This window comes from Nonomuraea sp. MG754425, from assembly GCF_021699195.1.
Classification (GTDB): Bacteria; Actinomycetota; Actinomycetes; order Streptosporangiales; family Streptosporangiaceae; genus Nonomuraea.
The window spans coordinates 24,859-51,307 of sequence record NZ_SSXE01000072.1 but is presented as its reverse complement, the minus strand read 5'-3'; the positions used below and the strand labels follow the sequence as shown (position 1 = coordinate 51,307).

Sequence of the window (26,449 nt, the reverse complement as noted above, 5' to 3'; positions counted from 1 at the left end):
TCCGCCGCTGTAGGAAGTTCCCTATGTCCGTCGAAGGTGAGCGCCCGGCCGTCGACCACAGGGTGGAGGACGCCCTGTGGGCGGCGAGGAAGTACTACCTGCACGGCGTCACGATGGACACGATCGCCCGGGAGCTCGGCGCGTCACGCTCGACCGTGTCCCGGCTGCTCGCCTACGCGCGTGAGGTGGGCCTGGTCGAGATCCGCGTGATGCCGCCCCGGACCCGGTCCACCCGCAGCGAGGCGGACTTCGCCGGCCGGTACGGCGTCCAGGCGCACGTGGTGCCGGTGCCCACGACGGCGTCCACGGTGGAGCGGCTGGAACGGTGCGCCGTGTACACGGCCCGGCTGCTCACCTCGGTGTTCGACTCCGACATGATCATCGGCCTGTCGTGGGGAACGATGGTCAACGCGATCAGCCGCTGCCTGATCCCCAAGGTGACCGCGAACTCCCAGATCGTGCAGCTCAACGGGCTCGGCAACGCCCGCACGACGGGCGTGCACTACTCGGGCGCGATGCTGACCGCGTTCGGGGCGGCGTTCGGCGCCTACGTCCAGCAGTTCCCCGTGCCGCTGTTCTTCGACTCGCCGGAGACCAAGGAGCTGCTGCTGCGCGAGCGCAGCGTGCGCCGGATCGTCGAGTTGCAGCAGAGCGCCGACGCGGTGCTGTTCAGCCTGGGCACCGTCACCGAGGGCATGCCCAGCAGCCCCTACCTGAGCGGCTACTTCCTCGACGAGGCCGACTTCACCTCCCTCGCCGAGGACGGAGCCGTGGGCGACATCGCCACCTCGTTCTACCGGCTGGACGGATCGCACGACGGCATCCGGTTCAACGCGCGGACGAGTGGGCCCGACCTCGACCAGCTCCGGCACGTCAAGCACCGGATCTGCGCGGTGTCGGGTGACCACAAGATCGACGCCCTGCACGCGGCGCTCGCCGGCGGTTACGTCACCGAACTCGTCGTGGACGAGATCACCGCCCACGTTCTGCTGGAGCGGTATCCCTGAGCGGGGCGCCGGCCCCGTCGCCGCCGCTGAAGGCGATGCTGCGGCCGTCCTTGACGCCGAGCGCGCCGGCGATCGCGACGGCGCACATGACGACCATCAGCGCCGAGATCGCCCAGGTGCCCTGCGTGCCGGCGGTCAGGAAGGCCGCGATGAACGGCAGGGTGCCGCCCGCCACCGCGGCGGCCAGTTCCCGGCTGGCCGCGACCCCGGTGAACCGCATCCTGGTCGGGAACTGCTCCGGCAACATCGCCGCCTGCGATCCGAGCATCAGGTCGTTCGCGAACGTCAGCACCAGGATCATGGCGAGCCAGACCAGCGGCACGTTCCCGGTGTCGAGCAGCCAGAAGAACGGGAACGCGGCGGCGGCGCACAGCGTGGCCCCGGCGATGAACACCGGCTTGCGGCCGAAGCGGTCGGACAGCGCGCCGGACAGCGGCAGCGTGACGAGCTTGATCGTGTTCGCGACGAGCAGCCCGCCGGTGGCGACCGCCGCCGCCAGGCCGACGTTGTCGGTCAGGTACGACAGCGCGTAGACGCTGGGGATGTAGGTCGCGACGTTCGGCCCGACGCTGAGCAGGAAGCCCTTGACCAGCGAGCCCGGCGCCTCCCGCAGGACCGCGACGACCGGCGCGTCGCTCCGGCCTCCGGCCTCGACGGTCTCGGTGAACGCCGGTGTCTCGTCGACCCGTGACCTGATGTAGAGGCCGAGCGGCAGGATCAGGATGCTGACGAGGAACGGCACCCGCCAGCCCCAACTGAGGAACGCCTCCTGGGGCAGCCACGTGAACGGGGTGAACACCAGCGTGGCGAGGATGACGCCGAGCGCGTTGCCCGTGGGCGGGATCGCGGCGAACAGCCCGCGACGGCCGGGAGGGGCGTGCTCGGCGGCCATCAGCGCGCCGCCCGCGTACTCGGCGCCGGCGCCGAGTCCCTGGGTAACCCGGAGCAGGACGAGGAGCACCGGGGCGGCGACGCCGATCGTCCCGTAGTCGGGGATCAGGCCGATGGCGGTCGAGGAGACGGCCATCACCGTCAGCGTCACGACGAGCACGAACCGCCGCCCGTAGCGGTCGCCGAGGTGGCCGAACAGCAGCCCTCCGACGGGCCGGGCGAAGAAGCCGACCGCGAACGTGCCGAGCGAGGCGAGCGTCGCCGCGAGCGGGTCGCCTTCGGGGAAGAACACCTTGCCGAAGACGAGCGCGGCCGCGGTGCCGTACAACATGAAGTCGTACCATTCGAGCGCGGTCCCGATGGTGCTCGCCGAGACCACGCGGCGGATCATCGCCCGCCTCCTGACCGGCCGCTCGCGACCTCCAGGCGCTCGGCCTGCGGGCCGCCGAGGTAGGCGCCCTGGGCGAGCAGCCGCCGCTGGAGCTCGACGACGTCCACCCGGCGGGGCGCGACACCCGCGCCGGCCGCCATCGCCGCGCCGAGCCCGGCGGCCTCGCCCATCGCGAACGACGGCGGCATCACGCGTACTGCGGCCAGCGCCTCGTGCGTCGCGGAGACGCACCGTCCGGCCACGAGGACGCCGTCCAGCTCCGCCGGGACCAGGCTGCGGAACGGGATCTCGTAGACGTTCGCGGTCGGCGGGATGCCGTCCTCGAACGGCCCGTCGCCGTCGACCGGGCTGTGGATGTCGACGGGGTAGCCGGCCACGGCGACGACGTCGTCGAAGTGTCTCCCGTCGATGAGGTCCTCCAAGGTCAGGACGTACTCACCGACGATACGCCGGCTCTCCCGCACGCCCACGGTGGCGGCGGTGTCGAGCAGCTTGGCCTCCTCGAGCCCCGGCAGGTTCTCGTGGAAGAACGTCATCAACTGGCTGACCTGCCGCCGGCCGAGCACTTCGGCGCGGGTCAGGTCGCCGGCGTCGGTGCCGTTCATGCCGAGCACCCGCGTGGTGTTGATCCGCCAGACTCCCGGCTCCAGCGTCTTGAACAACTGGACGCCGCGGCGCGGTATCGGGAAGCGGCCCTCCCGCCGGGCCCGCTCGACGATGCCCTGGTAGGGGAACAGTTCGTCGGGGTGGGCGTCCTGGTAGGCCCGCACCTTGGCGTCGTCGACGTTCGACACCCGGAAGAACACCGTCATCGGCTGCACCTCGCCGTCGGCCGAGCGGCCGTACTCGAAGGCGGCGCCGCCGCGTGCCGCCACGTCGCCGTCGCCGGAGCAGTCCACGGTGACGGTGGCGGGCAGCAGGGTCAGCCCGCTCTTGTTCGCGACGACGACCCCGGTGACCCGCCCGTCCGCCACGGTGGTGTCGACGACGAAGCTGTGCAGCAGCAGCTCGACCCCGGCCTCCAGGCACATCTCCATGGCGGTCTGCTTGGCCGTCTCGGGGTCGAACGGCGTCACGGCCTCGTGCCCGAAGACCATGAATCCGGAGTACTCGCTGCCCGACCTGGTCCGCGAGGGGTGGACCGCTCCACCGGCGTCCTCCATCCTGCGGACGAACTCGTCGAAGACGCCGCGGACGAGTTGCGTGCTCCCGTCGAGGGAGAAGGACGTCATGCAGGGGCCGACCAGCCCGGCGGTCAGGTTTCCGCCGAGGAAGCCGAAGCGCTCGACGATCCGTACGGACGCCCCCGCGCGGGCCGCCGCGATGGCCGCCGCGAGCCCCGCGGGCCCGCCGCCCACGACGAGGACGTCGGTGGCGTCGCTGACCGGGATATCACGTGCATAGCGGAGAGTTGTCACAGGCACTCCTTGTTCCAGTGCTCGGGTGTCGCGCCACTGTGACGCGCCTGTGAACGTATGGTCAACAAATCTGCACGAACGTGCACAAAGCACGTTTAGCACCACACCTTCCCCTGGAAAAGCCCCTGGTCGAAAGGTGTAAATCACCGGTTGTTAGGGTGAAAACCTTGATCAACCGGAGGGCTGGGACACGGCATGCGGGTGACGATGACGAGCGTGGCCGCCGGACGGCCCGGCCGGAGGAACGAGGACTTCACCGGCGTCACACCGAACGCGGTCGTGCTGACCGACGGCGCCGCCATCCCCGGCAGCGCGGCGATCTGCCGGCACGACGTGGCCTGGTACGCCCACCGCCTCGGCGGCACCCTGCTCGGCCTGCTGTCACTCGTACCCGACCGCGGCCTGCCCGCGCTGCTCGCCGAGGCCGTCGAGCGGGTGACGGATGCCCACCGCGACACCTGCGACGTCGCCGACCCCATCAGCCCGTGCGCGGCCGTGGCCCTCCTGCGCGTGTCCGGCGGCCGGGTCGAGCACCTGGTGCTCGGTGACGCGGCCCTCCTCCTCGACCGGGCGGACGGCCCGCCGCTGGTCGTCACCGACCCCCGGGAGGTGGTCATCAGCCGCTCGTACGAGCCCGCGCTCAAGGCCGCCGCCGAGGGGAGCGAGGAGTACCGCCGGATCCTGCGGGACCTGCGCGCCAACCGGAACCGGCCGGGCGGCTTCTGGGTGGCCAAGGACGACCCCCGGGCCGCCGACGAGGCGATCAGCGGCAGTCGCCCGATCTCCGAGGTGACCGGCGCCGCCCTGCTCAGCAACGGGGCCGGCCGCCTCGTGGACCCGTTCGCGCTCGCCGGCTGGCCGGAGGTACTGTCCGTGCTAGCGTCGAGCGGGCCGGCCGAGATCATCCGCCGGGTCCGGGCGGCGGAGGCCCGCCACGGGGTGGCGGCGGACGACGCGACGATCGCGTACTGCACCGACCTCGGCGAGTCCTGACCGGTCCGTCAGGAGCGGGCCTGATCGGCGGGCAGTTCGACCGTGATCGTCAGCCCGCCCTCCTCCCGCGGCGTGGCGGTCACCGTCCCGTCGTGCGCCTCGGCGATCACCCGGACGATCGACAACCCCAGCCCGCTGCCCCGGTCGGAGCGCAGCCGGTCACCGTGCAACCGCCGGAACGGCTCGAAGATCGCCTCGATCTCGTACGGCGGCACCTGCAGCCCCGTGTTGGCCACGACCAGCTCGACCCGCTCGGCCCGCCGCCGTGTCGTCACCCACACCTCGCCCCTGGGCTGGTTGTGCCGGATGGCGTTCTCCACGAGGTTCTGCACCAGCCGCTCGACCAGCACCGCCTCGCCCGCCGTCGGAGCGGGGTCGAGCAGCCGGTGGATGACGACCTCCCGCTCGGCCGCCTCGCCCGCCGCCTGGTCGAGGACGTGCTCGGCCACGTCCGTCAGGTCGAACGGCCGCCGGTCCAGCACCGCCTGCTCGCCCTCGGCCAGCGCGAGCAGGCCGTCGATGAGGCGCTCGTTGCGGGCGTTGACCAGCAGCAGCGACTCGCCGAGCCGCTTGACGTCGTCGGTCGCGTCCGGCCGCCGCACGGCCACGTCCACGAGCGTCCGGTTGATGGTGATCGGGGTGCGCAGCTCGTGCGAGGCGTTGGCGACGAAACGGCGCTGCCCGTCGAACGAGCGGGCCAGGCGGCCGAGCATCGTGTCGTAGCTGTCGGTCAGCTCCTTGATCTCGTCGCGCGGGCCCGCGTAGCCGATGCGCTCGCTCAGGTCGTGGCTCTGGGCGATGCGGCGGGCGGTGTCGGTGACGTCCCTGAGCGGGCGCAGCACGACGCCGGCCGTCCGCCAGCCCACCACGAAGGCGAGCCCGGTGCCGCCGAGCAGCGCGAGCCCGCCGGCGGTGCGCAGGTTGCCGAGGACGCTGTCCTGGTAGGTGGCGTGGGTACGGAGGGCGAACCCCCGGGCGAACTCGTATTCCTGCCCGAACCGCCCGCCCGTCAACCAGCCCCACGGCTCGTGCCGGACCGTGATGACCTGCGGGGTGAACACGCTCGCCCGGTACTGCAGGCTCGCCTGGACGACGAGATAGACGGTGACCAGGGCGGCACCGGCGATCACGAGGAACACGCCCGCGCAGGCCAGCGCGAACCGCAGCCGCATGCTCATGGGATGCGATACCCCGATCCCGGCACGGTCTCGATGACCTGCGGCTCGCCGAGCTTCCTGCGCAGCTTCATCATCGTGGTCCGCACCGTGTTCGTGAACGGGTCTATGTGCTCGTCCCACACCTTCTCCAGCAGCGTCTCGGCCGAGACCACCGCGCCCTGGGCGCGCAGCAGTTCGGCCAGCAGCCCGAACTCCTTGCGCGCCAGCGGCACGTACCGGCCGTCCCTGAACACCTGCCGGTGCGCCCAGTCCAGCCGCACCCCGGCGCGCTCCAGCATCGGCGGGTCGGCCCGCCTGGCCCGCCGGCCGAGCGCGTGCACCCGGGCCACCAGTTCCTCGAACGCGAACGGCTTGGGCAGGTAGTCGTCGGCCCCCAGCGACAGTCCGGACACCCGGGAGCGCACGTCGGCCGCGGCGGTCAGCATGAGCACCCGCACGAGCCGGCCCTGCCCGGCCACCTGCCTGCACACCTCGTCCCCGTGCACCAGCGGCAGGTCCCGGTCGAGGATCAGCACGTCGTAGTCGTGGACGCCGAGGCGTTCGAGGGCCGCCTCCCCGTCGTAGGCGACGTCGACGGCCAGCGCCTCCCCGCGTAACCCCTCGGCGATCGAGTCGGCGAGCATGCGCTCGTCCTCGGCCACCAGAACACGCACCACGTCCCCCAAAAGATCGTAAATGCCGCCAGTCTGGACCGAACCGCATAACGCCGGCATAACCCAAATCGGTGACGGCCAGGTTATCGGCCACCGGCTGGACTACCTCCCCTACGGCCGGGATCCGCCCGGCCCGCGCCAGGGAGAGTCATGACGGCCATCCTCGACCGGACCCGCCTGGCGGGTCCGGGCCCGCACCCGGCCGGCGGGCACCGGGTGTTCGCGTGCGTGCTGGTCCTGGCCGCCGCACTGCGCGTGCTGGTCATGCTGGGGTACGACACCGCCCAGCTCTACTGGTACGACTCCTTCACGTACCTGGACACCGCCGTGCACCTGCGTCCGCAGGGGGCCTTCCATCCCGCGGGCTACTCGATCTTCCTGTGGCTGCTGCGGCCCTTCCACAGCGTGGAACTGGTCGTCGGGGTGCAGCACGCGATGGGGCTCGGCCTGGGCGTGCTGAGCTACGTACTGCTGCGTCGCTGGTCGCTGCCCGGCTGGGGAGCGTCGCTGGCCACGGTGCCGGTGCTGTTCGACCCGTCGTTCGTACGACTGGAGCACGCCGTGCTGTCGGACCTCCAGGTGATGGTCCTGGTGATGGCGGCCCTGCTGGCCCTGATGTGGCGTCCCGAGGTGTCCGTACGGGCGGCGGCCGTGGCCGGCGTCCTGCTCGCCCTGGCGGGGCTGACCCGGACGGCGGCGGTGCCGCTGATCGGCCTGGCCGCGCTCTGGCTGGTGCTGCGCCGCACGCCGTGGCGGCGGACGGCGGCCCTGCTGCTGGCGGGCGCGCTCCCGCTGCTGGCCTATGCCGGCTGGTACGCCCAGCACCACGGCAGGTTCGCCCTGAGCGGCTCCGACGGCGTGGCCCTGTGGGCGCGCACCATGACCTTCGCCGACTGCTCGATCATCAAGCCGCCGCCCGAGCTGGCCCCGCTGTGCCCGAACGGCACCGTCGTGGACGCCGCCTCCGAGTACGTCTGGGCCCCCGGCGCCTCGCTCAACCGCCTGCCCGGCGGCCGTTTCGCCCACAACGACCTGGCCAGGACGTTCGCCGTCCGGGCGATCGCCGCCCAGCCGCTCGACTACCTGCGCGAGATCGTCAGGGACACCTCGCTCGCCTTCACCTGGGAACCGGTCGCCCACCCCAAGCGGGTCCGCCCCGCCACGACCTTCCCGCACGGCTCCTGGACGCTGCCCGAGGAGCACGCGCTCATCGGCGAGGTCAGGCGGGAGTACGACCCGGACATCCGTGGCATGAGCTCGGTCGAGCCGTTCGGGTCGATCCTGGCCGCCTACCCCTACCCGTGGTTCCTGCACGGCCCGCTCTTCGGCGTGCTGCTGCTGGCCGGCGCGCTGGGCTCGGCCGGACGGCGGCGGCCCGCGCTGCTGCCGTGGTCGTTCGCCGTGTTCCTGCTCGTCGGCCCGGTGGCGGCGCTCGACTTCGACCACCGCTACGTCCTGCCCGCCATCCCGCTCGCCTGCGTGGCCGCCGCCCTGTCGGTACGCAGGACGTGCGGGCGGCGCGGCGCGGAGGGTCAGTAGACGGCGCAGCCGACACGGACCGGGACGCTGGCAGACCAGCGGCCGGACATGACGTCCTGGGCGCGGGCGTAGGCGTTGGCCGGCTTGCCCGGGGTCGAGCAGTCGAACCTGCCGGGTTCTCCACCGCGGTCCGCTCACGGACCTTCGGGGTCACGCAGACGTGGTCGGCGGGCCGCGCCTCCCGCCAGACGAAGCCGGCCAGGCAGGTGTCCGGTGGCGGCGCGGTGGCGACGGTGGTTAAGGCCGAGACTGAGTCCGAGGTTAAGGCTGAGGCTGAGGCTTGGGCGGGCGAGAGGGCGATGGTCAGAGCCGCCGCAGCGAGGGCGGCCGTTCCGACGGTGGCATATTTCATGATTCTTTCCTTTGATGGTGGCTCGGGTCGGGCTTGATCAGCAGTGCTTGCTCAGCGACACGTACTCGACGAGGTCGAACAGGTCCGGGTCGAAGCGGCCGTCGGCGAGCCAGCGGTACTTCCGGAACTGGACGGGCAGGTTCTTGACGAACTTGGTGCTGTTGCTCCCGGACACCCGGATCTCACCGAGCACGGCGCGGTCCTCGTCCAGCAGCCGCGCCCACATCAACCAGGCGTCGTCGCCGTCGAGGCTGAACACCGTGGCGTCGAGGCGCGCCGCGCCGTTCGAGTACAGCGTCCACGTCGCACCGGAGGAGATCTGGCAGTCGCCCGCCGCCATGGGGCGCTTCCAGGTGAACGTCTTCTCGTCGAGGGAGGCGGCGCCGGCCGGCGACGCCAGGCCGATGACGAGGACGAGGACGGCGACGACCGTCCCGATGGACTTTCTCATGGAACGTTCCCTTCTCTTGGAATCGGTTTCTCTTGAGGTCGGACGGGGCGGCGCTAGCCGGAGACCGCCGCGAGGATCCGGGGGAAGACCGGGCTGAACCTGGTGGCCGTGGAGGTGTCGGCGTTGACCCAGTAGACGTCGATCGCCCGCTCCCCCGTGCCGGCCTGCCCCTCCACGACCGACCCGTTCCGGTCGCAGACCCGCGCGCCGGAGACGTCCCGCACCTCGCCCCCGTTCCCGGCGCAGGTGTCGGTGAAGTTCTTCCTGATCACGGCGGAGTCCGCGCCCTCGACCAGGTCGACCCGCATCGTCAGCGGATCGGAGCCCTCCTGGGGGGCGTCGGCCGCCGTGTAGAGGCAGACCATCGCCTTGATCGACTCCGCCGTCTCCAGCGGGTGCTCGTCGAGCCGCTCCTTCAGCTCCCACCGCAGGTCCGTGACCTCGGCGAGGGCCTGGGCCGTGAGCGGGCACGACCCCCTGTCACCGGCGGCCGCCTGGTCAGGCGATGACCCGCAACCGGCGAGCAGGATCGCGACCAGGACGGGTGCGAACGGTACGGAACGTGCCATGCGGTCTTCCTTTCCCGAACTCTGGGAGGGCGTGCGACGGCCACGCCCTGGACGGTTGATCTGCCGGCCGCTCCGGCCCGCCCTGGTCGAGGGCTTGGGCGGCGATCAGGCAGACGAACGCCACGAGGGCGAGCGCCGCCCGGACGAGGTGCAGGTCGAACCACCGCCGGCGGCTCCGCTGCCAGTCGGCGGGCAGCCGATCGGGGTCCCAGGCGTCCGCGATCCGGTTGAGCGGTTCCAGCCCCGCCAGGGTGAGGATCACCAGCAGCAGCGCGACCGTCCTGGACGCGACGAGAGCCACGGACACCGTAGTGCCCCTTCCCTGACGAAGACTTCGCTAGATTTATACTCTTTCATTAGAGATGAATCTAGTCAATGTACTTCTGAAATCATGGCTGGCGATGACCGAGCAGAAGAAGCGACGCTCCTACTCCAGTGCGCTGCGCCAGGAGCAGGCCCAGGCCACGCGGCAGAAGATCGCGGCGGCGGCGCGGGAACTGATGATCAGCAAGGGCTACGCCGACACCACCATGGCCGAAGTGGCACGCGAGGCCGGCGTGGCGGTCCAGACGCTGTACACGTCCGCCCCCGGCGGCAAACCCGCGCTGGCCAAGCTCGTCTACGACATCACGCTGGCCGGAGACGCCCGGCCGCTGCCGCAGAGCGACCGCCCCGAGATCCAGGCGCTCATCGACGAGCCGGACCCCGCACGCATGCTGGCCTCGTACGCCGCCATGGCCACCGCGATCCTGCGCCGCATCACGCCCGTGCACCGCGTGCTCCGCGCGGCGGCCGCCGCCTCCCCGACCGACGCCGGGCTCCAGGACGTCCTGGCCGGCATCGAACACGAGAGGCTGACCGGAAGCCGCGGCCCGGCCGAACACCTGCACGCCCTCGGAGCGCTGCGGCCGGGCCTCTCCCCGGCCAGGGCCGCCGCGCAGATCTACGTCCTCACCTCGACGGAGAACTTCGAGAAGCTGACCAAGGTGTGCGGATGGGCGGAGGCCGAGTACGAGGAGTGGCTCGCCTCCATGCTCGCCGCGGCCCTCCTGAGGCCGGGCGGGTAGCACGGGGCCGACGGCGCGGGAGCCGCCTGACGGGGACATGGACGCACATGGGGGCTTCATCTGCCTCTCCTTGCGCATGAGTGACGGTGATCGGCCCGTGCGAGCCCGGAGCGATCGAGGGGTGCGGCCCGCGAGCGGAGCCGCGACAGTGGCGGCACAGGGTGCCGCGCGTCAGGGGATCACGCGTCGGCGTCCGGTGGCGGGCCGACGATCTGGTAGCCGTGACGGGCGGCCACCTCGGCCAGCGGGCCGGGGCCGGTGCCGCAGGCGGCGACCTCGGCGGCGAAGTGTTCGAAGCCGGCCGGCCAGGTCAGTTGGAGCAGGCGCAGCGGAGCGTCCTCGCGGTTGGCGAAGGCGTGCGGCCGGCGGCGGGGCAGCAGGACGAAGGCGCCGGCCCCGGCCTGCCAGGACCGTTCGTCGCAGTAGAGCCGGACGGTTCCCGACAGCACGTAGAACGCCTCGTCGTCGTGCCGGTGCACGTGCCAGGGGGTGGCGAAGCCCGGCGGGCACTCCTGCTCGATCAGGGTCAGGGCCCCGCCGGTCTCCGCCTCTCCCAGCTTCACGGTCATCGTGGTGCCGAGAAACACCTGCGTGGCGCCCGTTCCGGCGGGCAGGTGGAGCGCGCTCATGACCGTCTCTGCTGGGTGTAGAGCCGGATCTCGATGCCGTCGGGGTCGGCGATGCCGCCGATGAGCCAGCCCACGCTGCCTTCGGAGACGCCGGAGTGCGGCACGCCGAGCGCGTCCAGGTGGTCGGACCAGGCGTGCAGCGCCGGCAGGGTCGGCACGGCCAGCGCGACCGGATCGAACCCGCTCAGCCCGGCGGCCCGCCCGGGTTCCTCGCGCAGCGCGATCATGAGCGTCTGGTCCGCGTCGGCCAGCGCGACACCGCGCAGCACGCCGTCCTCGATGAACTCGATCGCCACCTCGAGGCCGAGCACCCGCCGGTACCACTCCAGGCTCTTGTGCACGCTGGCGACGGGCAGCTTGACGTGGTGGAACCCACCCAGGATCACCATGCTTCACCTCTTGTAGTGCCGCTCTAAGTTCATACTTTAAAGTGGTACTCTAAATCCATGGAGGACGTCAAGAGCCCGAGACGACGCTCGGCACGGACCAGAAGCCGCATCGTGGCCGCCGCCCAGGGGCTGTTCGTGGTGCGGGGCTATGCCGGCACGACGTTCCAGCTCGTCGCCGACGCGGCCGAGGTGTCGGTGCAGACGGTGTACTTCCACTACGGAACCAAGAGCCTGCTGCTCAAACACGTGGTCGACGTCGCCTCCGCCGGCGACGACGAGCCCGTGCCACTCCTGCGCCGGCCCTGGTTCACCGCGTTGCAGGAAGCCCAGGACCCGAAGGAGGTCATCCGCGGATGGGTGCACCAGAGCGGGATCATCCTCGACCGGGTCGCCCCCGTCCTGGCGGTGGTCCGCGACGCGGCGGCGAGCGACGCCGACATGGCCGCTCAGTGGGCTGCCAACAGCGAGCAGCGGCACACCGCCCACGGGACGGTCGTCGCCATCCTGACCCGCCTCAAGGCGCTACGTCCCGGCCTGACCGAGCGCCGGGCCACCGACATCACCGTCGGCATCCTGTCGCCGGACCTGTTCCTGGTGATGCGCCGCGAATGCGGCTGGACGACACCGCAGTGGGAAGACTGGGCCGCCGACCAGCTCTCCCACGGCCTGCTGCCTCCTTGACGACCGGAGCGCGCCGGCATGCCGGCGACATCGCTCAGCGTCCGGCCGTGAAACGCGGGTGTGCGCCCAGGACGCCGCGGCGGTCGAGGGCGGCCAGCCAGCTCGCTCCGGCCGCGCCGTCCCGCGCGGTGACCACGTCCCGCCCGGCCAGCAGCCTCATGACCGCTGCGCGTACCGGGCCGTCGGCGGTCAGCACGCCGCCGGCCAGCACGGTCGGCCCATCGCCGGGCAACCGGTCCACCGTCGCCACCAGCCGCCGCGCGGCCTGGCCGACGATCCCGCCCGCGCGCGCGTCCCCGGCCATCGCGGCCTCGGACACGAGCGGGGACGCCGCCGCCACCAGCATCCGGTCGGCCTGCGCCAGCCGGACGATGCGGTCGGCGCGCCGTCGCGGCTCGCCCGTCGCGCCGAAGTGCGCGCTGACCAGCTCTATCAGCGGCCCGCCCGGCAGGCCGCGATCGAGCGCGCGGACGGCCGCGCGCACCCCCTCCCGGCCGATCCAGAACCCCCCGCCCTCGTCGCCGAGCAGCCACCCGAGGCCGTCCGCGACGCCCGCCACCACGCGGCCGGAGAAGCGGGCGGCGGCGGCTCCCGTCCCGGCCAGCAGCAGCGTGCCGGAGGGCGACGGGGTGCCGGAGGCGTAGGCGACGTCCACGTCACTCACCAGGCGGGGCGGCGACGCCAGGCCGCACGCGGCCCAGACGCGCGCCAGCACCGCGGCGAAGCCGTCGTCCGCGCCCGCCACCCCCGCCACCGAGGCGGCCACCCGCGACGGGTCCCGGCCTCCGAGAGCCCGGCGCAGGGCCTGCTCGATCGCCGCCCCGGCCGCCGCGACGCCGTGCGCGGCCGGGTTGCCGGGGCCGGCGGTGCCGTAGCCGAGCCGGGTGCCGTCCGCCGTGTGGAGGGCGGCCCGGGTGGTGGTGCCGCCGGCGTCGACACCGGCGAAGAGGATCACCGGACCAGTCGCGCCGCGCCGGGCGCGAGGGTGACGGCCGTGCCGCAGGGCGCGTAGGAGCCGGTCTCCGGGTCGAACGCCTCGGTGATCCCGTCGAGCGTGACCTCGGCCGGCGCGTCGAAGCGGGCGTTGCAGACGAACCGCAGGCGCTCGCCGTAGTGGCCCACCAGAACGTCGCCGGCGTGCTCCACCGAGTTCCAGCCGGTCAGCTCCGCCGCCACCGGGCGCAGCCAGCGGGTGTTGAGGTCGCGCACGACGCCGTAGCGCTCGGTCGGCACGCCGTCCCCGTCGATGAGCGCCGGCCGGAAGCCCTCGCCGCGCGCCGGGTCGGGCGTCCAGTAGGTGAAGTACTGGATGCCGGTGTAGCCGTAGGCCAGCGCGGTGTTGACCTGCCAGGCCAGTTCGGCGGCCGACGGCTCGCGATGCCCGTCGTAGGCCAGCGTCTGCACGTACATCCAGGCTGGCAGGCCGGCCCGGCGGGCGTGCTCGCGGACGGTCGCCAGATCGGCGAGGTAGCCCTCGTCGAAGCCGCCGGCCAGGAACGGGTAGCGGTCGAAGGAGAGCACGTCGGGGCGGACCAGCCTCACGAACTCCCCCACGTACGCGTCGTAGGGGCCGGTGGCGTGGCTCGGGAGGAGGTTGGCGTAGGCGAACGCGCCGGCCGCGCGCACGGCGGCGACCCCGTCCCCCACTCTCCGGAACTGCTCGGCGGCCGGCTCGTCCATCAGGCTGACGCCGCGGAAGGAGCGGAACGAGCGGTAGTCGTCCACCACCCGGCCGAGCAGCGGTGCGGGGTCCGTCTCCAGGTCGCGCATGAGCACGTCCACGCGGGGGTCGGAGGCGACCAGCACGCCGAGCCCCGCCTCTTCGGCGCAGGCCAGCGCGTGCCGCAGGATGACGCGGTCGTTGAGGTAGTTGCCGGTGATGACCAGGTCGATGCCGGCGTCGGCGATCTCCCGGTAGCGGGCGGGCGTGGTCTCGTGGGGAGGCGGCGGCCAGAAGGCGGCGATCGTCAGGTTCACAGCGCGCCGGTCCTGATCCGCCCGGCGTAGCCGGCCACGAGGGCATCGTTGTGCGCGTCGGCGTCGGGGATGTTGGCCGACAGGTAGACCGGCGGGACCGTGCCGTCCGCCACGATCAAGCCGATCGCCTCGGCGATCATCATCTGCACGATCAGCGCCGAGGTGATCGAGGAGATGCCGCACACCGGGCCGTGCTTGGTCGGCAGAACGGCGTCCCCGTACGGGGCAAGGTTGTCGATCACGATGTCCGCCAGCTCGAACAGCCGCTGCCCCGACGGATGGCGCGAGGTGATCGCGCCGGAGTGGGCCAGCGAGGTGATCGCGATCAGCGGCAGGCCGCGCTCCCTGACCAGCCGGGCCATCTCCACGGTCGAGCCGTTCCCGCCCGAGTTGGAGGCGATGACGAAGACGTCCGACCGCTCGATCGTGTGCAGGGCCAGCACCTGGTGCGCGGTGTGCGGGTCGCGCTCGGCCAGCGGGTCGAACGCGCCCGGGTCGGCCGAGCCCAGCACCACCGGGTCGCGCAGGGTGAGCCGGTTGGTCGGGATCAGCCCGCCCGCCCGGCCCGCCACCTCCAGCGCCACCGCCTCCGAGTGCCCCGTCCCGTACGCGTGCACCACGCCGCCGGCGCGCACGGCCGCGGCGATCAGCGCCCCCGCCTGCCTGATGGCGGGCAACTGGCCGGTCACCAGCCGGTCCAGGCGGGAACGTGCCTCGTCGGCGAAGGCCATCACAAGATCCATAGACGGTTTCCTCAACGGTTCATGCCGGCGGTCAGGCCGGCGACGATCTGGCGGGTGGCCAGCACGAAGAGCACGACCAGCGGGATCGTCGTCATCACCAGGCCGGCGAAGAGCGTCCCCCAGTCGTTCTGGAACTGGCCGAAGAAGTGGGTGAGGCCGACCGGCAGGGTCAGCTTGCTCTCGTCCCGCATCAGGACCAGCGGGTAGAAGAAGTCATTCCAGATCGGCACGAACTGGAAGACCACCACCGTCGCGAGCGCGGGCCGGACCAGCGGCAGCATCACGTGCCAGAAGGTCGCGAACGGCCCGGCCCCGTCCAGGGCGGCGGCCTCGTCCAGTTCGTGCGGCAACTGGCGGAAGAAGGCGGTCAGCACGAAGACGTTGAACGGCACCGACCCGGCCGCGTAAATCAGCACGAGCCCGGTCAGCGAGTCCACCAGCCCCATGCTCTCCAGCAGGTAGAACAGCGGCAGCACGCCCAGGTGGGCGGGCAGCGTCATGCCGGAGATGAAGTAGGCGGCGAACATGCTCCGGCCCCGGAACTCCCTGCGCCCCAGCGGGTAGGCCGCCAGCAGCGAGACCCCGGCCCCCAGCAGCACCGCGCAGACCACCACGACCGCCGAGTTGACCACGTAGGTGGAGAAGGAGGCGTCCGTCCACGCCTTGACGTAGTTGCCGAACCCGGTGGGCCGGCCGAGCGGCTGGTCGAAGATCTCGCTGGTGGGCCGGAGCGAGCTGAGCACCATGACGAGCAGCGGCGCCATGGAGAAGGCCGCGTAGCCCCAGAGCAGGATCTTGACGGCGAGCGCCCTCACGCCTTCCTCCTCAGGACCCGTTCGAGCAGCAGCGTCGAGCCGAAGATGAAGGTGAACATGAAGACCGCCAGCGCCGAGGAGGTGCCCAGCGCGTTGACGTCGCCCGAGGCGAAGGCGGTCCGGTAGAACAGCAGGCCGAGCACGTCCGTCGCCCCCGCGGGGGCGCCGTTGGAGCCGCCGAGCGCGTAGACCAGGGCGAAGGTGCCCATGCTGCCGATGAAGCTGAGGATGGTGACGGTCGCCATGGCCGGCTTGAGCAGCGGCAGCGTGATGCGCCAGAACACCTGCCAGGAGCCGGCGCCGTCGGTCCTGGCCGCCTCGCCGTACTCCGGGGGGATGCCGCTGAGGGCGGCGCTGAACAGCAGCATCGGGAAGCCCACCCACTGCCAGGTGGTGATCACGATGACGGTCGGCAGCGCGGTCTGCGGGTCGCCCAGCCACGGCATCGCCAGGCCCAGCGGCTTGAGCAGCGAGTTGACCGGGCCGAAGGTGGGGCTGAGCAGCAGCGTCCACAGGTAGCCGATGACCAGGGGGTTGACCAGGTACGGCAGGGCGAACATGGTCTGCAGGGCCCGCTTGCCGCGCCGTACGCGGGACAGCGCGACCGCGAAGGCCAGGCCGAGCGTGTTCTGCACCAGCATGGTGCCCGCGAAGAGCAGGAAGTTGTGCCCCAGCGCCGGCAGCAACTGGTCGAGGAACGTGCCCGACAGCAGGCCGGCGTAGTTGTCCACCCCGGCGAAGCCGTCGCGCAGCGTGCCCTTCCAGGAGAAGAAGCTGTAGGTCAGGCCGGTGAACAGCGGGTAGACGACGAAGGCCGAGTAGAGAAGGAGGGCGGGGATCAGGAACAGGTACGACGATCCCCGCCGCGCGCCTAGAGCCATGTGGACACGCTCTGGTCGAGCCGTTGCGCCGCTTCCCCGGCGGTGATGCGGCCGAGCAGCATCTCCTGCAGCGCCTTGGAGAACACGGCGGCCGAGGAGGGGTTGCCGTAGGCGAACTCGTTCATGAAGTACGCGGCGCCGTGCTGGTCGAAGGTGGTGGCCACCTCGCCGAGCAGGGGGTCCTTGGGCGTGACGCCGGGCACGGCGGAGAAGGTGCGCACGGTGTCGGTGTAGAGCCGGCCGTAGTCCTTGGAGGCCAGCCAGGCGGCGAACTTCAGCGCCTCGGCCTTGTGCCGCGTCTTGACGTTGACGCCGTAGGAGCCGTCGGTGAAGCCGGGCATGAGGCCCTGGCCCTCCGGCGCGGGCGGGGTGAAGACACCCAGCTCGATGTCCTTGGCGTTCTCGGTGAAGAAGTTCAGCTCCCACAGGCCGCCGGGGAACATGGCCGCCTTGCCGGAGGAGAACAGGATCTGCGCGTCGGTGTAGGAGACCCCGGCGACGTTCTCCGGGAAGTACGGCTTGAGCTTGTTGAGCTGGTCGATGCCCGCGACGAAGCGCGGGTCGGCGAACTTCTTCTCCTTGGCCTTGACGGCGGCGATGAACTCGTCGCCGCCCCACTGGGCGGTGCCGAAGATGCTCGCCACGATCGGCAACATCCAGTCGTCCTTGCCGCCGAAGGCGAACGGGACGACGCCCCCGGCCTTGAGCTTCCCGGCGGCGGCGATCATCTCGTCGTAGGTCTTCGGCGGGGTGAGGCCGTGCGCCGCGAAGATCTTCTTGTTGTAGACGACCTGCAGGGTCTGCACGGCGAACGGCACGCCGTACACCTTGCCGTCCTTGTCGCCCGTGGCGGCGCGCAGGACGCCGGCGTCGAAGTCCGCCAGGCCGGGCACGTCCTCGGCGTCGAGCGGGAGCAGCCGTCCGGCCTCGACGAGGGGCTGGAGCTGGGGTCCGGCGCGCAGCCAGGCCAGGTCGGGCCCGCTGTCGCCGGCCAGGCCGGTGGACAGGATCGTGTCGTACTCGGTGGAGGTGGTGAAGGAGCGGGCGTCGACGTCGATGCCGGGGTTGAGCTTCTCGTACTCGGCGAACATCTTGTCGTAGTTGGCCTCGGGACCCCACCCCCAGACCGAGAGGGTGACCTTGTCCTGGGCGGCACGGGTGGTGGCCGAAGGGGCACAGGCGGTGACGGCTATCGCCAGCGCGACGACGGCGGCGAGGCGCATGAGGGGGCTCCTAGCGTGCGGGGAGGCGGTGCTTGGCGACCGCTTCGGTGGCGGCGGTCAGCAGCTTGTCGCTGGTCTCGTGGGTGCGCTGGACGACGCCGATGTAGAGGCAGTCCAGGACGAGCATCTGGGCGTGGCGGGCGGCCACCCCGCCGGCGCGGAAGGGGGTGTCCTGCGCGGCGGTGGTCAGGACGATGTCGGCGGCCTCGGCCAGCGGGCTGCGGGGGAAGTTGGTGACCGCGATCGTGGTGGCCCCGCGTTCCCTGGCGATGGTCAGCGGCTCGACCACCTCGGCGGTGGTGCCCGAGTGGGAGATGCCGACCGCCACGTCCTCGCCGCCGCGGGCGTTGGCGCTGCAGAGCGCGTTGTGCACGTCGGTCCACAGCCCGCAGGGCCGGCCGACGGCGTGCAGGCGCAGGTGCAGGTCCATGGCCACGCCGGCGCTGCCGGCGACCGCGAAGAAGTCGATGAACCGGGCGTTCACCAGGGCGGAGACCGCCTGGTCCACCGCCTCGATGTCGAGCTGGGCCGCCGTCTCCTCCATCGCCCGCATGTCGCTGGCCAGCAGGCTGCGCAGCACCAGGCTCGCGGGGTCCTCCGGGGAGAAGGCGATCAGGCTCTGCTCGCGCGGGGTGGCGTCGTTGCGGCCGAGTTCGGCCGCCAGCGCCAGCCTGAGCTCGGGGTAGCCGGCCAGGCCCAGTTCGCGGCAGAAGCGGGTGACGGTGGTGAGCGAGGTGCCGCACCGCTCCGCCAGTTCGCCGATGGTCGAGGCGGCCACGGCGGCGGGCTCGGCGAGGATCGTCTCGGCGATCCGCCGGTGGGTCGCGGTGAGGGTGGGCTCGACCCCCCGGATTCGAGCAAGGATCGGTGACATGGGAGGAACCCTCCCGCTTTCCGGTCCTTATGTCAATAGTTCACATTTGACATCCAATGTTAGAAAATTTCCCCCTTGCGGGAGTTGATGGGAACATGTCACTTTCAAGGCCATGCGCAACCTCCTCCTGGCGCTGGTGCTCGGGAGCACCAGCCTGCTGCCCGCCCGTGCCGACACGGTGGACATCCAGTTACTGGCCTTCAACGACTTCCACTCCGGCTTCCCGACCAGCTTCGCCGCGACCCCGTCCGGGACGGTCCCGGCAGGCGGCGCCGAGTACCTGGCCGCCCACCTGGACCGCCTCCAGCGCGACAACCCCCGTGGCACGCTGCGCCTCTCCGCCGGCGACAACGTCTCCTCCAGCACCATGAACGCCACCGCGCTGCACGACGAGCCGGCCATCGAGGCGCTCAACCTCATGCGCCTGGACGCCTCCAGCGTCGGCAACCACGAGTTCGACGAGGGCCTGGCCGAGTTCCGCCGGATGGAGAACGGCGGCTGCCACCCGATCGACGGCTGCGCGCTGCCGAACTTCAGGGGCGCCGACTTCCCGTACCTGGGCGCCAACATCATCGACACCACCACCGGCAAGCCCGCGATGACCCCCTACATCGTCAAGGAGGTCAAGGGCGTCAAGGTCGGCATCATCGGCGTCAGCTACAAGAACACGCTGAAGGAGGCGCCCGGACCGACCGCGCCGCTGGAGGGACGCGACGAGGCCGAGGCCGTCAACACCTACACGGCCGAACTCAAGGCCAAGGGCGTACGGACCATCGTGGTCCTGATCCACCAGGGCGGCGGCCAGAGCGGCGGCGGCCTGCCCAACCGGTGCGACAACCTGGCCGGGCCGATCAAGGACATCGTGCAGAAGTTCGACCCCGAGGTCGACGCCGTGATCTCCGGGCACACCCACAACCCGTACAACTGCGTGATCAACGGCATCCCCGTCACCCAGACCTCGGCCCACACGCGCGAACTGACCAGGATCGCCCTCACCGTCGACCGGACGACCGGCAACCCGACCGGCTCCAAGGCCGAGAACATCACCGTCACCCACGACATCAAGCCCGACGGCCAGATCGCCGCCCTGCGCCGCAGGACCGACGAGCAGGCGCAGAAACTCCTGGACCGGCCGGTCGGCATACTCGGCCGCGACCTCACCGCGCAGCGCAACGCCGCCGGCGAGTCCACCATCGGCCACGCCCTGGCCGACGCCCGGCTCTTCGCCACCTCCGCCCCGGACACCGGCGGCGCCCAGATCGGCATCCAGCCGCCCTACGGCGGCGGCATCGGCGGCGACCTGATCGTCAACCCCACCGGCAACGAGATGGCGAACCTGGTGACGCACGGCAAGGCACTGCGCGTGCAGCCCTTCAGCAACATGCTCGTCACCATGACGCTCACCGGCGCCCAACTGGAACGGCTGCTGGAGCAGCAGTGGTGCGGCCAGAGCACCGCCCGCGTGCTCGGCGTCTCGCAGGGACTGACCTACACCTACGACAACGCCAGGCCCGCCTGCGACAAGATCGACCCGGCCACCGTCAAGCTCAACGGGACCGTCGTCGATCCGTCCGCCGCCTACCGCCTGACCGCCAACTCCTTCATCGCCACCGGAGGCGACGGCTTCTCCGTGCTGACCGAGGGCACCGACCGGGTGGAGAAGGTACGCGACATCGACGCCTTCGAGACCTACATCCGGGCCAAGAGCCCGCTCCAGGCCCCGGACCTGGGCCGGGTCACCCGCGTGAACTGACCCGTCCCCCAGCGGCCTGCCCCCGACCCCAGGGGCAGGCCATGAGGGGCTACCGGACCAAGCGCCTGTGAACCTTCGTCCCGCGGCCTCACCAACTGGAGGCGTCGGCCACCACACGAGAGAAATCGCCGTCCCGCAGCGCGCCCGCCGGACTCACGAAGTGCAACGACCCGCCATCGCCCCACTGGAATTCCCGGTCACTGGCCAGTTCGAGAAGGTGGACGTACTCCTTGCCGGCTTCCAGACTGGTCAGCAGGCATGAGCCCGCCCCCAGCCTGGGCCAGCCGAAGACGCGGTTGGCGTGTTCGTCGAACAGCGGCTGCCCGGCCAGGTAGTCGTCCCAGGCCGCACCGAATTTCTCGTCGACGAACAATCCCGGCCACGCACCGTAGACACCTGCCTCGGCGTGGACGCCCAGGTCCAGATCCTGAAGCACCGGATCGTCGGCGAAGTCCGGCAGGGTGAGGCCCGTCACGAGGTTCAGGGGCCTGGAGGAGAAACTCGCGGCGAGCGGCGGCGCCTGCACCTCTTCGGCGCGCCCGGCGTCCGCGGGAACGACCCGGCAGGTCAGCGGGTTACGCAAGCCGGGAAGCGCCGCCCGGTACGGCTCCCTGCTCTGGTCGTCCGGATCGTCGATCTCCAGGAAGAAGAAGTTGAGCAGGCCGGGACGATCCGGAAGACGCGCATCGACCCAGGAGCCGAGGTGCGCCATGTCGATCACGGCCAGCAGGCTGAGCGGATAGCCCTCGTACTCGGGCCACGCGGTACCGGGATCGAGCAGCGCCGCACCGCCGAGCCGGGATCGCCCGGTCCGCACCCCATCCGCCACGGGAACGAGCGCGGCCGTGGGCCTGGCCAGCGCCGCGAGCTGCCGGCCGATGTGCTCGCCCAGGTGCGACACGCACAGGTCGCCGAGCTCGCGCACCGCGGCGTCAAGATCCATAAGTTCACCCTATCGGCCTGCGCCTGGCTGCCCCGCGCGACGGTCAGGCGCTGACGCCCAGCGCGAGGGCGGCGACGACCGGCGCGAGGTACAGCAGCGGGAAGACGACCGTCTTGTACGAGCGAGCCCGCAACACGGTGACGACCGCCCCCGCGAAGTACAGGATCAGGCCGGCTCCGGCGGCGACGCCGATCGCGGGCACCGCCAGGCCGGCCAGCAGGCCGACCGCTCCGGCGGCCTTGGCGGCGGCCAGCCAGGGCCACCACGCCTGCGGCACCCCGTACTCGACCAGCGGCTTGGCGACGAAGTCGGCCCTGCGCGCCAGGGAGTAGGCGGAGAAGCCGACCCAGGCGGCGGTGAGAACGGTGACGACCACGTGAGAAACAGACATGAGAGATGCTCCTTGCGCTGGCTGATCGGGGAGTCCGTCACTGCCTTGACACGGCGCGATGCGTCGATGTGACTGTGAGCGCGCTGTGGCGTGCGTCACATCCGGCGCGGAGCGGGCGACCGGCCGGGAGACGGATCCAGGCGATCCGCCTCCCGGCCCTGCCACGGAGAGATGTCAGTCGAGGACGGCCAGGTCCAACCGCTGGAGGTGGTCAGGTTCGGCCACGACCTCGATGCCGGCGATGAGGCCGTCGGTGACGGTGAAGACGAGCACCACGCGCAGACGTCCGCGAGGGGCCATCACCAGGCCGAGGGCGCCGTCGATGAGGGCCAGGCCGGTGAACTGGGCCCGCTCCATGGCGGCCATCGCGCTCTTGGCGACGGATTCGGCGCCGTGGATGGCGACGGCCTCGGGGGTGGGAATGACGGCCTTGTCGGCCCGCAGCACGACATCGGGATGGAGCAGGGTGATCAGCGCCTGGAAGTCCTGCCCACGGGTGGCGGCCAGGAAGGCCGCGACGACCTCCCGCCGGCGGGCCAGATCGACGGCGGGCACGGGCGCGGGCCGCCTGACCCGGCGGCGGGCGCGGCTGGCCAGTTGCCGGGTGGCCGCCGGCGACCGCTCCAGCATCGGGGCGATCTCCTCGAACGGCATGGCGAACAGGTCGTGCAGCACGAAAGCCAGCCGCTCGGCCGGCGTCAGGGTGTCGAGCACCACCAGCAACGCCACCCCCACCGAGTCGGCCATCACCGCCTCCTGCTCGGGATCCCCACCGGAGGCGGGGCCCAGCAGCGGATCAGCCTGGGCGTCCAGGGGTTCCTCGCCGCGCTGCTCGCGCGATCGCAACATGTTCAGGCACACCCGCGCCACCACCGTGGTCAGCCAGCCGGCCAGGTTCCGCACCTGGCCGACCTCGGCCCGGCTGGCCCGCAGCCAGGCTTCCTGCAGCGCGTCGTCGGCCTCGCTCAGCGAGCCGAGCATCCGATAGGCCACGGCCCGCAGATGCGACCGATGCTCGGTGAATCGCTCGGCGAGCCGATCATGTTCGTCCACGCGTCACGTTCCTTCGTAGGGCGCTGTCAAAGCAGCCGGTCGATACCGCACCGCATCAAACTACCCACTGACCGAATTTCGGGATAAATCAGGCCGACGAAGAGAGCGATGCGGCTCATCGCCCAGATGGACCCGGCGAAGTTCTCCCCCATGCTCAGATGACCGGCACAGTAGACGTGCGCGCGAGCCACCAGGCGCAGCTCGATGAACGTTCCGACGGTCGCGAACGCCAGAGCGACGATCACCGGAAACCCACAACCGAAGGCCCAGCGAATGTCACTGGCATCCGTCGAACGCCCGCTTCGACTGATCACGGCGCCCATCAAAGCAGGCTGATATGCGCCTGATGCGTAGTCAATGTGGAGATCCGGCGCACGTCAGCTCGGCCCTTGGCCGAGGCCGAACATTCATCCGGCTTCCGCATCACCGAGGTTGAGCAGATACCCCGTAACGACTACGGCAGATTCTCCGGTACTCAGATGTGATCATCGCTGTCCTGGACATGGTGACTCCGACGCCTGGCGCGTTACAGGACGGCGACTTGTTCAAAGCGCCCGTCCCCAACGAGTTCTTTGATCTCAAGCCGTACGCCGAATCGCTGCAGGAGCCCACCTTCACCGAGCAGGTCATGGCATGGCTGCCCGTCCTCACGGGAATAGCGGCTGGGTTCGGACTCGGCGTGGTAGCCACTCTGATCATTGTTCGGATCAGACGAAGGCGGTCTCCCGTCCGGGCCTCTTGAGGCAGCGCGGCGGGGGCACCGGCCACAGTCCAGCCGTTTTCAAGAAGCTACGTCTCGGCCTGGGCGGGTTCGGTCAGCTCCGTTCGTCCGTCCAGCCTGAGACCGTCTTTGAGCTGCCACACCGATGGAACGAGCAGGATGGTCACGGTGATGAGGACGGCCAAAACCGCGCTGACCGCGAGGACGGCGCCGCTGCCGAACACCTGCGCCACGGCCCCGGCGACACCCATGCCCAGAGGTGCCGCCACGAGCGAGCCCAGCGTGACGACGGAGCCGGCCCTGGCGATGAGGTGCTCGGGAATGTGCCGCTGGAGGGTGGAGGTCTGCAGGACGTTGTAGATCACCAGCTCCAGCCCGGCCAGGAAAGCGGCCGGCATCAGCAGCCAGAGGGTGGCGGGCACTGCCAGGAGCGCCGGCAGCGGCGTCATCAGCAGGAACACCGCCAAAGTCGCCCCCACGGGACGGGCCGGCTTCCAGCGAGCGGCGACGAACCCACCGGCGAGCCCCCCGACGGCGTACGCGATGCCGATCGCGGACCAGGCCGGTGCACCGCCGAGATGCTCGTCCGCCACATACGGGCCGAGTACCAGGAACGGCGCGATCACGATCAGGTTGGTCAGCGCCACGTGGACGACCGACATCAGCAGCCATGATCGCCGGGTGACTTCCGCGAGACCTCCCTTGATGCCGGCCAGCAGCCCTGTGCTCGCCGCCACGCGCTGCCCGGCGACAGCGCGCGGAAGACGGGAGAGGAAGGCCGCGCTGACCAGGAACGTAGCCGCGTCGATCAGAATCGCCCACCCGGAGCCTACGGTCGCCACCAGCGCTCCGGCGACGCTGAGCGCCAGGATCGAGGTGATGCTGCGCGACATCGACAGCAGCGAGTTGGCTTCCTGCACCCGCTCCTTGCCCGCGAGCGAAACCACAAGCCCGACGGAGGCGGGGTTGAAGAGGGCGGATCCCATGCCCGCGACGAGCTGCAGGACCACGATCATCCAGAGGCCGACCGTCCCGCTGAGGAGCAGCGCCGCGGTGACCCCCTGGGCGAGGAAGCGCATCAGGTCGGCGACCATCATGACGTCGCGCCGGGAGAAGCGGTCGCCGAGGGCGCCGCCGAGGAGGCTCAGCGCGATGACGGGTATCCGGGTGCTCAGGATGACGATGCCGAGGTCGGCCGGTGATCCGGTGAGATGCAGGACGGCGAACGCGATCGCCAAGGGGGTCAGCGCGTCCCCGAACGTCGAGGCGGCGTATCCGAAGTAGTAGCGGCGGAAGTCCCGGACACCCAGGGGCACGATCATCTCGCGGATCGGCCTCACCAGCCACCACCACGGTTCATGACGGCGAACGGACCTGAACCGCGCTCCAGACCACCTTGTCGCAATACCCGCCCCGGAGCCGCCCTACCCGGCGACGCGAACCTCCACCACCAGCCCGGCACCACCCGAGCCTTCCACGACCTCCGCCCCCACGGGCCACAAACCAGCCCCTGAAACAACAAGATCAGCTCCCGTCCAGCCGAATGCAGCCTTTGGGGTCAAGCGAAGCTCCCGAAAGAACGCGCCGTACATCGATTGGTGTAGTCGGATACTCCGATGGCGCAGGCTCAGGTGGCGCGTGGAGGACGATGTGGCCGGCACTGGCCGAGCAGCGCCTGCGCATCTCCCGAGAGGTTCATGACGTGGTCGCCCACACCCTGGCCGTCGTCGGCGTGCACCTCAACGTCGCCGTCGTGGCCCTGGACGACTCGCCCGAGGAGGCCCGGGCCGCTCTGCGCACCGCGATCGCCGTACGCAACCAGGCCACACGAGACCTCAAAGCATTCGTGGGCGAGCTCCGCGACACTCCGCAGCAGGGGTTGGAGTCCGTCGCCGACCTGGTCGCGCAGGCTCGGGCCGCCGGGCTGGAGGTGCACTACGAGCCGGAGGGCGACCTCGACGCCATCCCGGCGGCCCAGGCGCTCACCGCCTACCGGGTCGTCCAGGAGGCGTCATCAACACGCTGCGCCACTCCGACGCCGGCCGCCTCGCGATCCGGCTCCAGGCCGCGAACCGGGAACTGGTCGTGCAGGTGGCCGACAACGGGAGCGCGGCGGCGGACTTCACCGTGGGACACGGCCTGACCGGAATGCGGGAGAGGATCACCGCCCTCGGGGGGACATTGCACATCAACGCCGGCCACGGCTTCGCGGTCGAGGCCGTCCTGCCTCTGACGACTCACCTGAGCGGGTTGACGTCATGACCATCAGCGTGCTGCTGGTTGATGACCAGGCGCTGCTGCGGGCGGGCTTTCGCGCCCTGCTGGCCCGTGCGAAGACCCTCGCCGTCGTCGGCGAGGCCGCCTCGGGCTGCGGCCGGACGTCGTGCTGATGGACATCAGGATGCCGGGGATGAACGGCATCGACGCCACCCGGCACATCCTGCGGAAGCTGCCGGCGACCAAAGTGATCATCCTGACGACGTTCGACACCGACGAGAACGTGTTCGACGCCCTGCGGGCAGGGGCGAGCGGCTTCCTCACCAAGGAGGTCGACCTGGCCGAACTGCGCCGGGCGGTCGAGGTCGTGGCGGCGGGCGAAGCCCTGCTGTCTCCGAGCGTCACGCGCCGCGTCGTCGAACGCTTCGCGCACCGCCCCGGCCTGCCGCGACGCTGCACGCGCTGACCACGCGCGAGAGCGAGGTGGTCAGGCTGGTGGCGACGGGTCTGTCCAACGACGAGATCGCCGCCGTGCTGGTGATCAGCCCGCTGACGGTGAAGACCCACATCACCCGGGCCATCACCAAGCTGGGAGTTCGCGACCGCGTGCAGTTGGTCATCCTCGCCCACCGACCCCTGACAGAAGGTCT

General features: G+C 71.0%; 28 protein-coding genes and 1 pseudogene. 8 read left to right on the top strand and 21 right to left on the bottom strand.

Translation table 11 applies throughout. The annotated features are described in order from the left end of the window. Window positions 1-23: 23 nt before the first annotated feature. Window positions 24-1,007: a sugar-binding transcriptional regulator gene (locus tag FAF44_RS24690; RefSeq protein WP_237105617.1), complete on the top strand. Its 984-nt coding sequence runs from the start codon at window positions 24-26 to the stop codon at window positions 1,005-1,007. Here the strand turns inward: FAF44_RS24690 and FAF44_RS24685 are convergent. Then, a complete protein-coding gene (locus FAF44_RS24685; protein WP_237105616.1) occupies window positions 973-2,289 on the bottom strand; it encodes an MFS transporter in 1,317 nt (438 codons plus the stop codon). The two genes, FAF44_RS24690 and FAF44_RS24685, sit on opposite strands and share 35 nt — an antisense overlap. Then, window positions 2,286-3,707: an FAD-dependent oxidoreductase gene (locus tag FAF44_RS24680; protein ID WP_237105615.1), complete on the bottom strand. Its 1,422-nt coding sequence runs from the start codon at window positions 3,705-3,707 to the stop codon at window positions 2,286-2,288. The genes FAF44_RS24685 and FAF44_RS24680 overlap by 4 nt, the downstream gene beginning before the upstream one ends. A 195-nt stretch (window positions 3,708-3,902) precedes the next feature. Between FAF44_RS24680 and FAF44_RS24675 the strand changes: the two genes are divergently transcribed. Then, window positions 3,903-4,700 (top strand): integrase, encoded by a 798-nt coding sequence (locus FAF44_RS24675; protein ID WP_237105614.1) that lies wholly within the window; start codon window positions 3,903-3,905, stop codon window positions 4,698-4,700. Between the two features lie 8 nt (window positions 4,701-4,708). On the opposite strand, the gene FAF44_RS24670 is transcribed toward FAF44_RS24675, so the two are convergent. Both FAF44_RS24670 and FAF44_RS24665 read right to left on the bottom strand, forming a co-directional pair. Beyond that, window positions 4,709-5,878, bottom strand: a complete 1,170-nt coding sequence (locus FAF44_RS24670; protein ID WP_237105613.1) for a cell wall metabolism sensor histidine kinase WalK — start codon at window positions 5,876-5,878, stop codon at window positions 4,709-4,711. Beyond that, the gene (locus tag FAF44_RS24665; protein ID WP_237105633.1) at window positions 5,875-6,531 is read right to left on the bottom strand and encodes a response regulator transcription factor; all 657 of its coding nucleotides are present in this window, start codon (window positions 6,529-6,531) and stop codon (window positions 5,875-5,877) included. The genes FAF44_RS24670 and FAF44_RS24665 overlap by 4 nt, the downstream gene beginning before the upstream one ends. Before the next feature lie 150 nt (window positions 6,532-6,681). On the opposite strand from FAF44_RS24665, the gene FAF44_RS24660 reads away from it, so the two are divergent. Then, window positions 6,682-8,070: a hypothetical protein gene (locus FAF44_RS24660; RefSeq protein WP_237105612.1), complete on the top strand. Its 1,389-nt coding sequence runs from the start codon at window positions 6,682-6,684 to the stop codon at window positions 8,068-8,070. A 389-nt stretch (window positions 8,071-8,459) separates the two neighbouring features. On the opposite strand, the gene FAF44_RS24655 is transcribed toward FAF44_RS24660, so the two are convergent. The 3 genes from FAF44_RS24655 to FAF44_RS24645 are packed head-to-tail and all read right to left on the bottom strand — an operon-like array spanning window position 8,460 to window position 9,749. Then, window positions 8,460-8,873, bottom strand: a complete 414-nt coding sequence (locus FAF44_RS24655; protein ID WP_237105611.1) for a DUF6294 family protein — start codon at window positions 8,871-8,873, stop codon at window positions 8,460-8,462. Between the two features lie 53 nt (window positions 8,874-8,926). Then, window positions 8,927-9,442 carry a hypothetical protein gene (locus tag FAF44_RS24650; RefSeq protein ID WP_237105610.1) on the bottom strand — a complete coding sequence of 172 codons (516 nt, stop codon included), beginning with the start codon at window positions 9,440-9,442 and terminating at the stop codon, window positions 8,927-8,929. After that, on the bottom strand, window positions 9,372-9,749 hold the full coding sequence (locus FAF44_RS24645; RefSeq protein WP_237105609.1) for a DUF1772 domain-containing protein: 378 nt from the start codon (window positions 9,747-9,749) through the stop codon (window positions 9,372-9,374). Before FAF44_RS24645 ends, FAF44_RS24650 begins: the two co-directional genes overlap by 71 nt. A 94-nt stretch (window positions 9,750-9,843) precedes the next feature. Here FAF44_RS24645 and FAF44_RS24640 point away from each other — a divergent pair, with 94 nt between their 5' ends. Beyond that, the gene (locus FAF44_RS24640) at window positions 9,844-10,509 is read left to right on the top strand and encodes a TetR/AcrR family transcriptional regulator (RefSeq protein WP_237105608.1); all 666 of its coding nucleotides are present in this window, start codon (window positions 9,844-9,846) and stop codon (window positions 10,507-10,509) included. Between the two features lie 179 nt (window positions 10,510-10,688). Here the strand turns inward: FAF44_RS24640 and FAF44_RS24635 are convergent, their stop codons facing one another. Then, a complete protein-coding gene (locus tag FAF44_RS24635; RefSeq protein WP_237105607.1) occupies window positions 10,689-11,138 on the bottom strand; it encodes a cupin domain-containing protein in 450 nt (149 codons plus the stop codon). Continuing rightward, a complete protein-coding gene (locus FAF44_RS24630; RefSeq protein WP_237105606.1) occupies window positions 11,135-11,527 on the bottom strand; it encodes a VOC family protein in 393 nt (130 codons plus the stop codon). Before FAF44_RS24630 ends, FAF44_RS24635 begins: the two co-directional genes overlap by 4 nt. 57 nt (window positions 11,528-11,584) lie before the next feature. Between FAF44_RS24630 and FAF44_RS24625 the strand changes: the two genes are divergently transcribed. Further along, window positions 11,585-12,208: a TetR/AcrR family transcriptional regulator gene (locus FAF44_RS24625; RefSeq protein WP_237105605.1), complete on the top strand. Its 624-nt coding sequence runs from the start codon at window positions 11,585-11,587 to the stop codon at window positions 12,206-12,208. Between the two features lie 34 nt (window positions 12,209-12,242). On the opposite strand, the gene FAF44_RS24620 is transcribed toward FAF44_RS24625, so the two are convergent. From FAF44_RS24620 to FAF44_RS24590, 7 genes are read right to left on the bottom strand one after another with little or no spacing between them, the layout of a single operon-like run. Further along, window positions 12,243-13,163 (bottom strand): BadF/BadG/BcrA/BcrD ATPase family protein, encoded by a 921-nt coding sequence (locus tag FAF44_RS24620; RefSeq protein ID WP_237105604.1) that lies wholly within the window; start codon window positions 13,161-13,163, stop codon window positions 12,243-12,245. Further along, window positions 13,160-14,185, bottom strand: a complete 1,026-nt coding sequence (locus FAF44_RS24615; RefSeq protein ID WP_237105603.1) for a hypothetical protein — start codon at window positions 14,183-14,185, stop codon at window positions 13,160-13,162. The genes FAF44_RS24620 and FAF44_RS24615 overlap by 4 nt, the downstream gene beginning before the upstream one ends. Beyond that, complete coding sequence (locus tag FAF44_RS24610) at window positions 14,182-14,928, bottom strand: sugar isomerase domain-containing protein (protein ID WP_237105602.1); 747 nt, start codon at window positions 14,926-14,928, stop codon at window positions 14,182-14,184. The genes FAF44_RS24615 and FAF44_RS24610 overlap by 4 nt, the downstream gene beginning before the upstream one ends. Window positions 14,929-14,939: 11 nt before the next feature. After that, entirely contained in the window at window positions 14,940-15,743 is an 804-nt protein-coding gene (locus FAF44_RS24605) for a carbohydrate ABC transporter permease (protein ID WP_237105601.1), read from the bottom strand. Beyond that, window positions 15,740-16,624, bottom strand: a complete 885-nt coding sequence (locus tag FAF44_RS24600) for a carbohydrate ABC transporter permease (RefSeq protein ID WP_237105600.1) — start codon at window positions 16,622-16,624, stop codon at window positions 15,740-15,742. The genes FAF44_RS24605 and FAF44_RS24600 overlap by 4 nt, the downstream gene beginning before the upstream one ends. After that, entirely contained in the window at window positions 16,615-17,847 is a 1,233-nt protein-coding gene (locus FAF44_RS24595) for an ABC transporter substrate-binding protein (RefSeq protein WP_237105599.1), read from the bottom strand. Before FAF44_RS24595 ends, FAF44_RS24600 begins: the two co-directional genes overlap by 10 nt. Before the next feature lie 10 nt (window positions 17,848-17,857). Continuing rightward, on the bottom strand, window positions 17,858-18,721 hold the full coding sequence (locus tag FAF44_RS24590; RefSeq protein ID WP_237105598.1) for a MurR/RpiR family transcriptional regulator: 864 nt from the start codon (window positions 18,719-18,721) through the stop codon (window positions 17,858-17,860). 112 nt (window positions 18,722-18,833) lie between these two features. Between FAF44_RS24590 and FAF44_RS24585 the strand changes: the two genes are divergently transcribed. Continuing rightward, window positions 18,834-20,474, top strand: coding sequence for a bifunctional UDP-sugar hydrolase/5'-nucleotidase (locus FAF44_RS24585; protein WP_237105597.1), 1,641 nt, complete (start codon window positions 18,834-18,836; stop codon window positions 20,472-20,474). Between the two features lie 88 nt (window positions 20,475-20,562). Here FAF44_RS24585 and FAF44_RS24580 read toward each other — a convergent pair whose 3' ends face one another. From FAF44_RS24580 to FAF44_RS24560, 5 genes are all read right to left on the bottom strand, one after another. Then, window positions 20,563-21,417: a DUF1963 domain-containing protein gene (locus tag FAF44_RS24580; RefSeq protein WP_237105596.1), complete on the bottom strand. Its 855-nt coding sequence runs from the start codon at window positions 21,415-21,417 to the stop codon at window positions 20,563-20,565. Between the two features lie 43 nt (window positions 21,418-21,460). After that, the gene (locus tag FAF44_RS24575) at window positions 21,461-21,808 is read right to left on the bottom strand and encodes a DoxX family protein (protein ID WP_237105595.1); all 348 of its coding nucleotides are present in this window, start codon (window positions 21,806-21,808) and stop codon (window positions 21,461-21,463) included. A 174-nt stretch (window positions 21,809-21,982) separates the two neighbouring features. Next, a complete protein-coding gene (locus FAF44_RS24570) occupies window positions 21,983-22,861 on the bottom strand; it encodes a sigma-70 family RNA polymerase sigma factor (protein WP_237105594.1) in 879 nt (292 codons plus the stop codon). Between the two features lie 26 nt (window positions 22,862-22,887). Further along, window positions 22,888-23,184, bottom strand: coding sequence for a hypothetical protein (locus FAF44_RS24565; protein WP_237105593.1), 297 nt, complete (start codon window positions 23,182-23,184; stop codon window positions 22,888-22,890). 466 nt (window positions 23,185-23,650) lie between these two features. Next, on the bottom strand, window positions 23,651-24,922 hold the full coding sequence (locus tag FAF44_RS24560) for an MFS transporter (protein WP_237105592.1): 1,272 nt from the start codon (window positions 24,920-24,922) through the stop codon (window positions 23,651-23,653). A 308-nt stretch (window positions 24,923-25,230) separates the two neighbouring features. On the opposite strand from FAF44_RS24560, the gene FAF44_RS24555 reads away from it, so the two are divergent. Continuing rightward, window positions 25,231-25,725 carry a sensor histidine kinase gene (locus FAF44_RS24555; RefSeq protein ID WP_237105591.1) on the top strand — a complete coding sequence of 165 codons (495 nt, stop codon included), beginning with the start codon at window positions 25,231-25,233 and terminating at the stop codon, window positions 25,723-25,725. A 115-nt stretch (window positions 25,726-25,840) separates the two neighbouring features. Further along, window positions 25,841-26,429 (top strand): annotated as a pseudogene (locus FAF44_RS24550) (response regulator); the annotation flags it as partial. Window positions 26,430-26,449 lie beyond the last annotated feature (20 nt).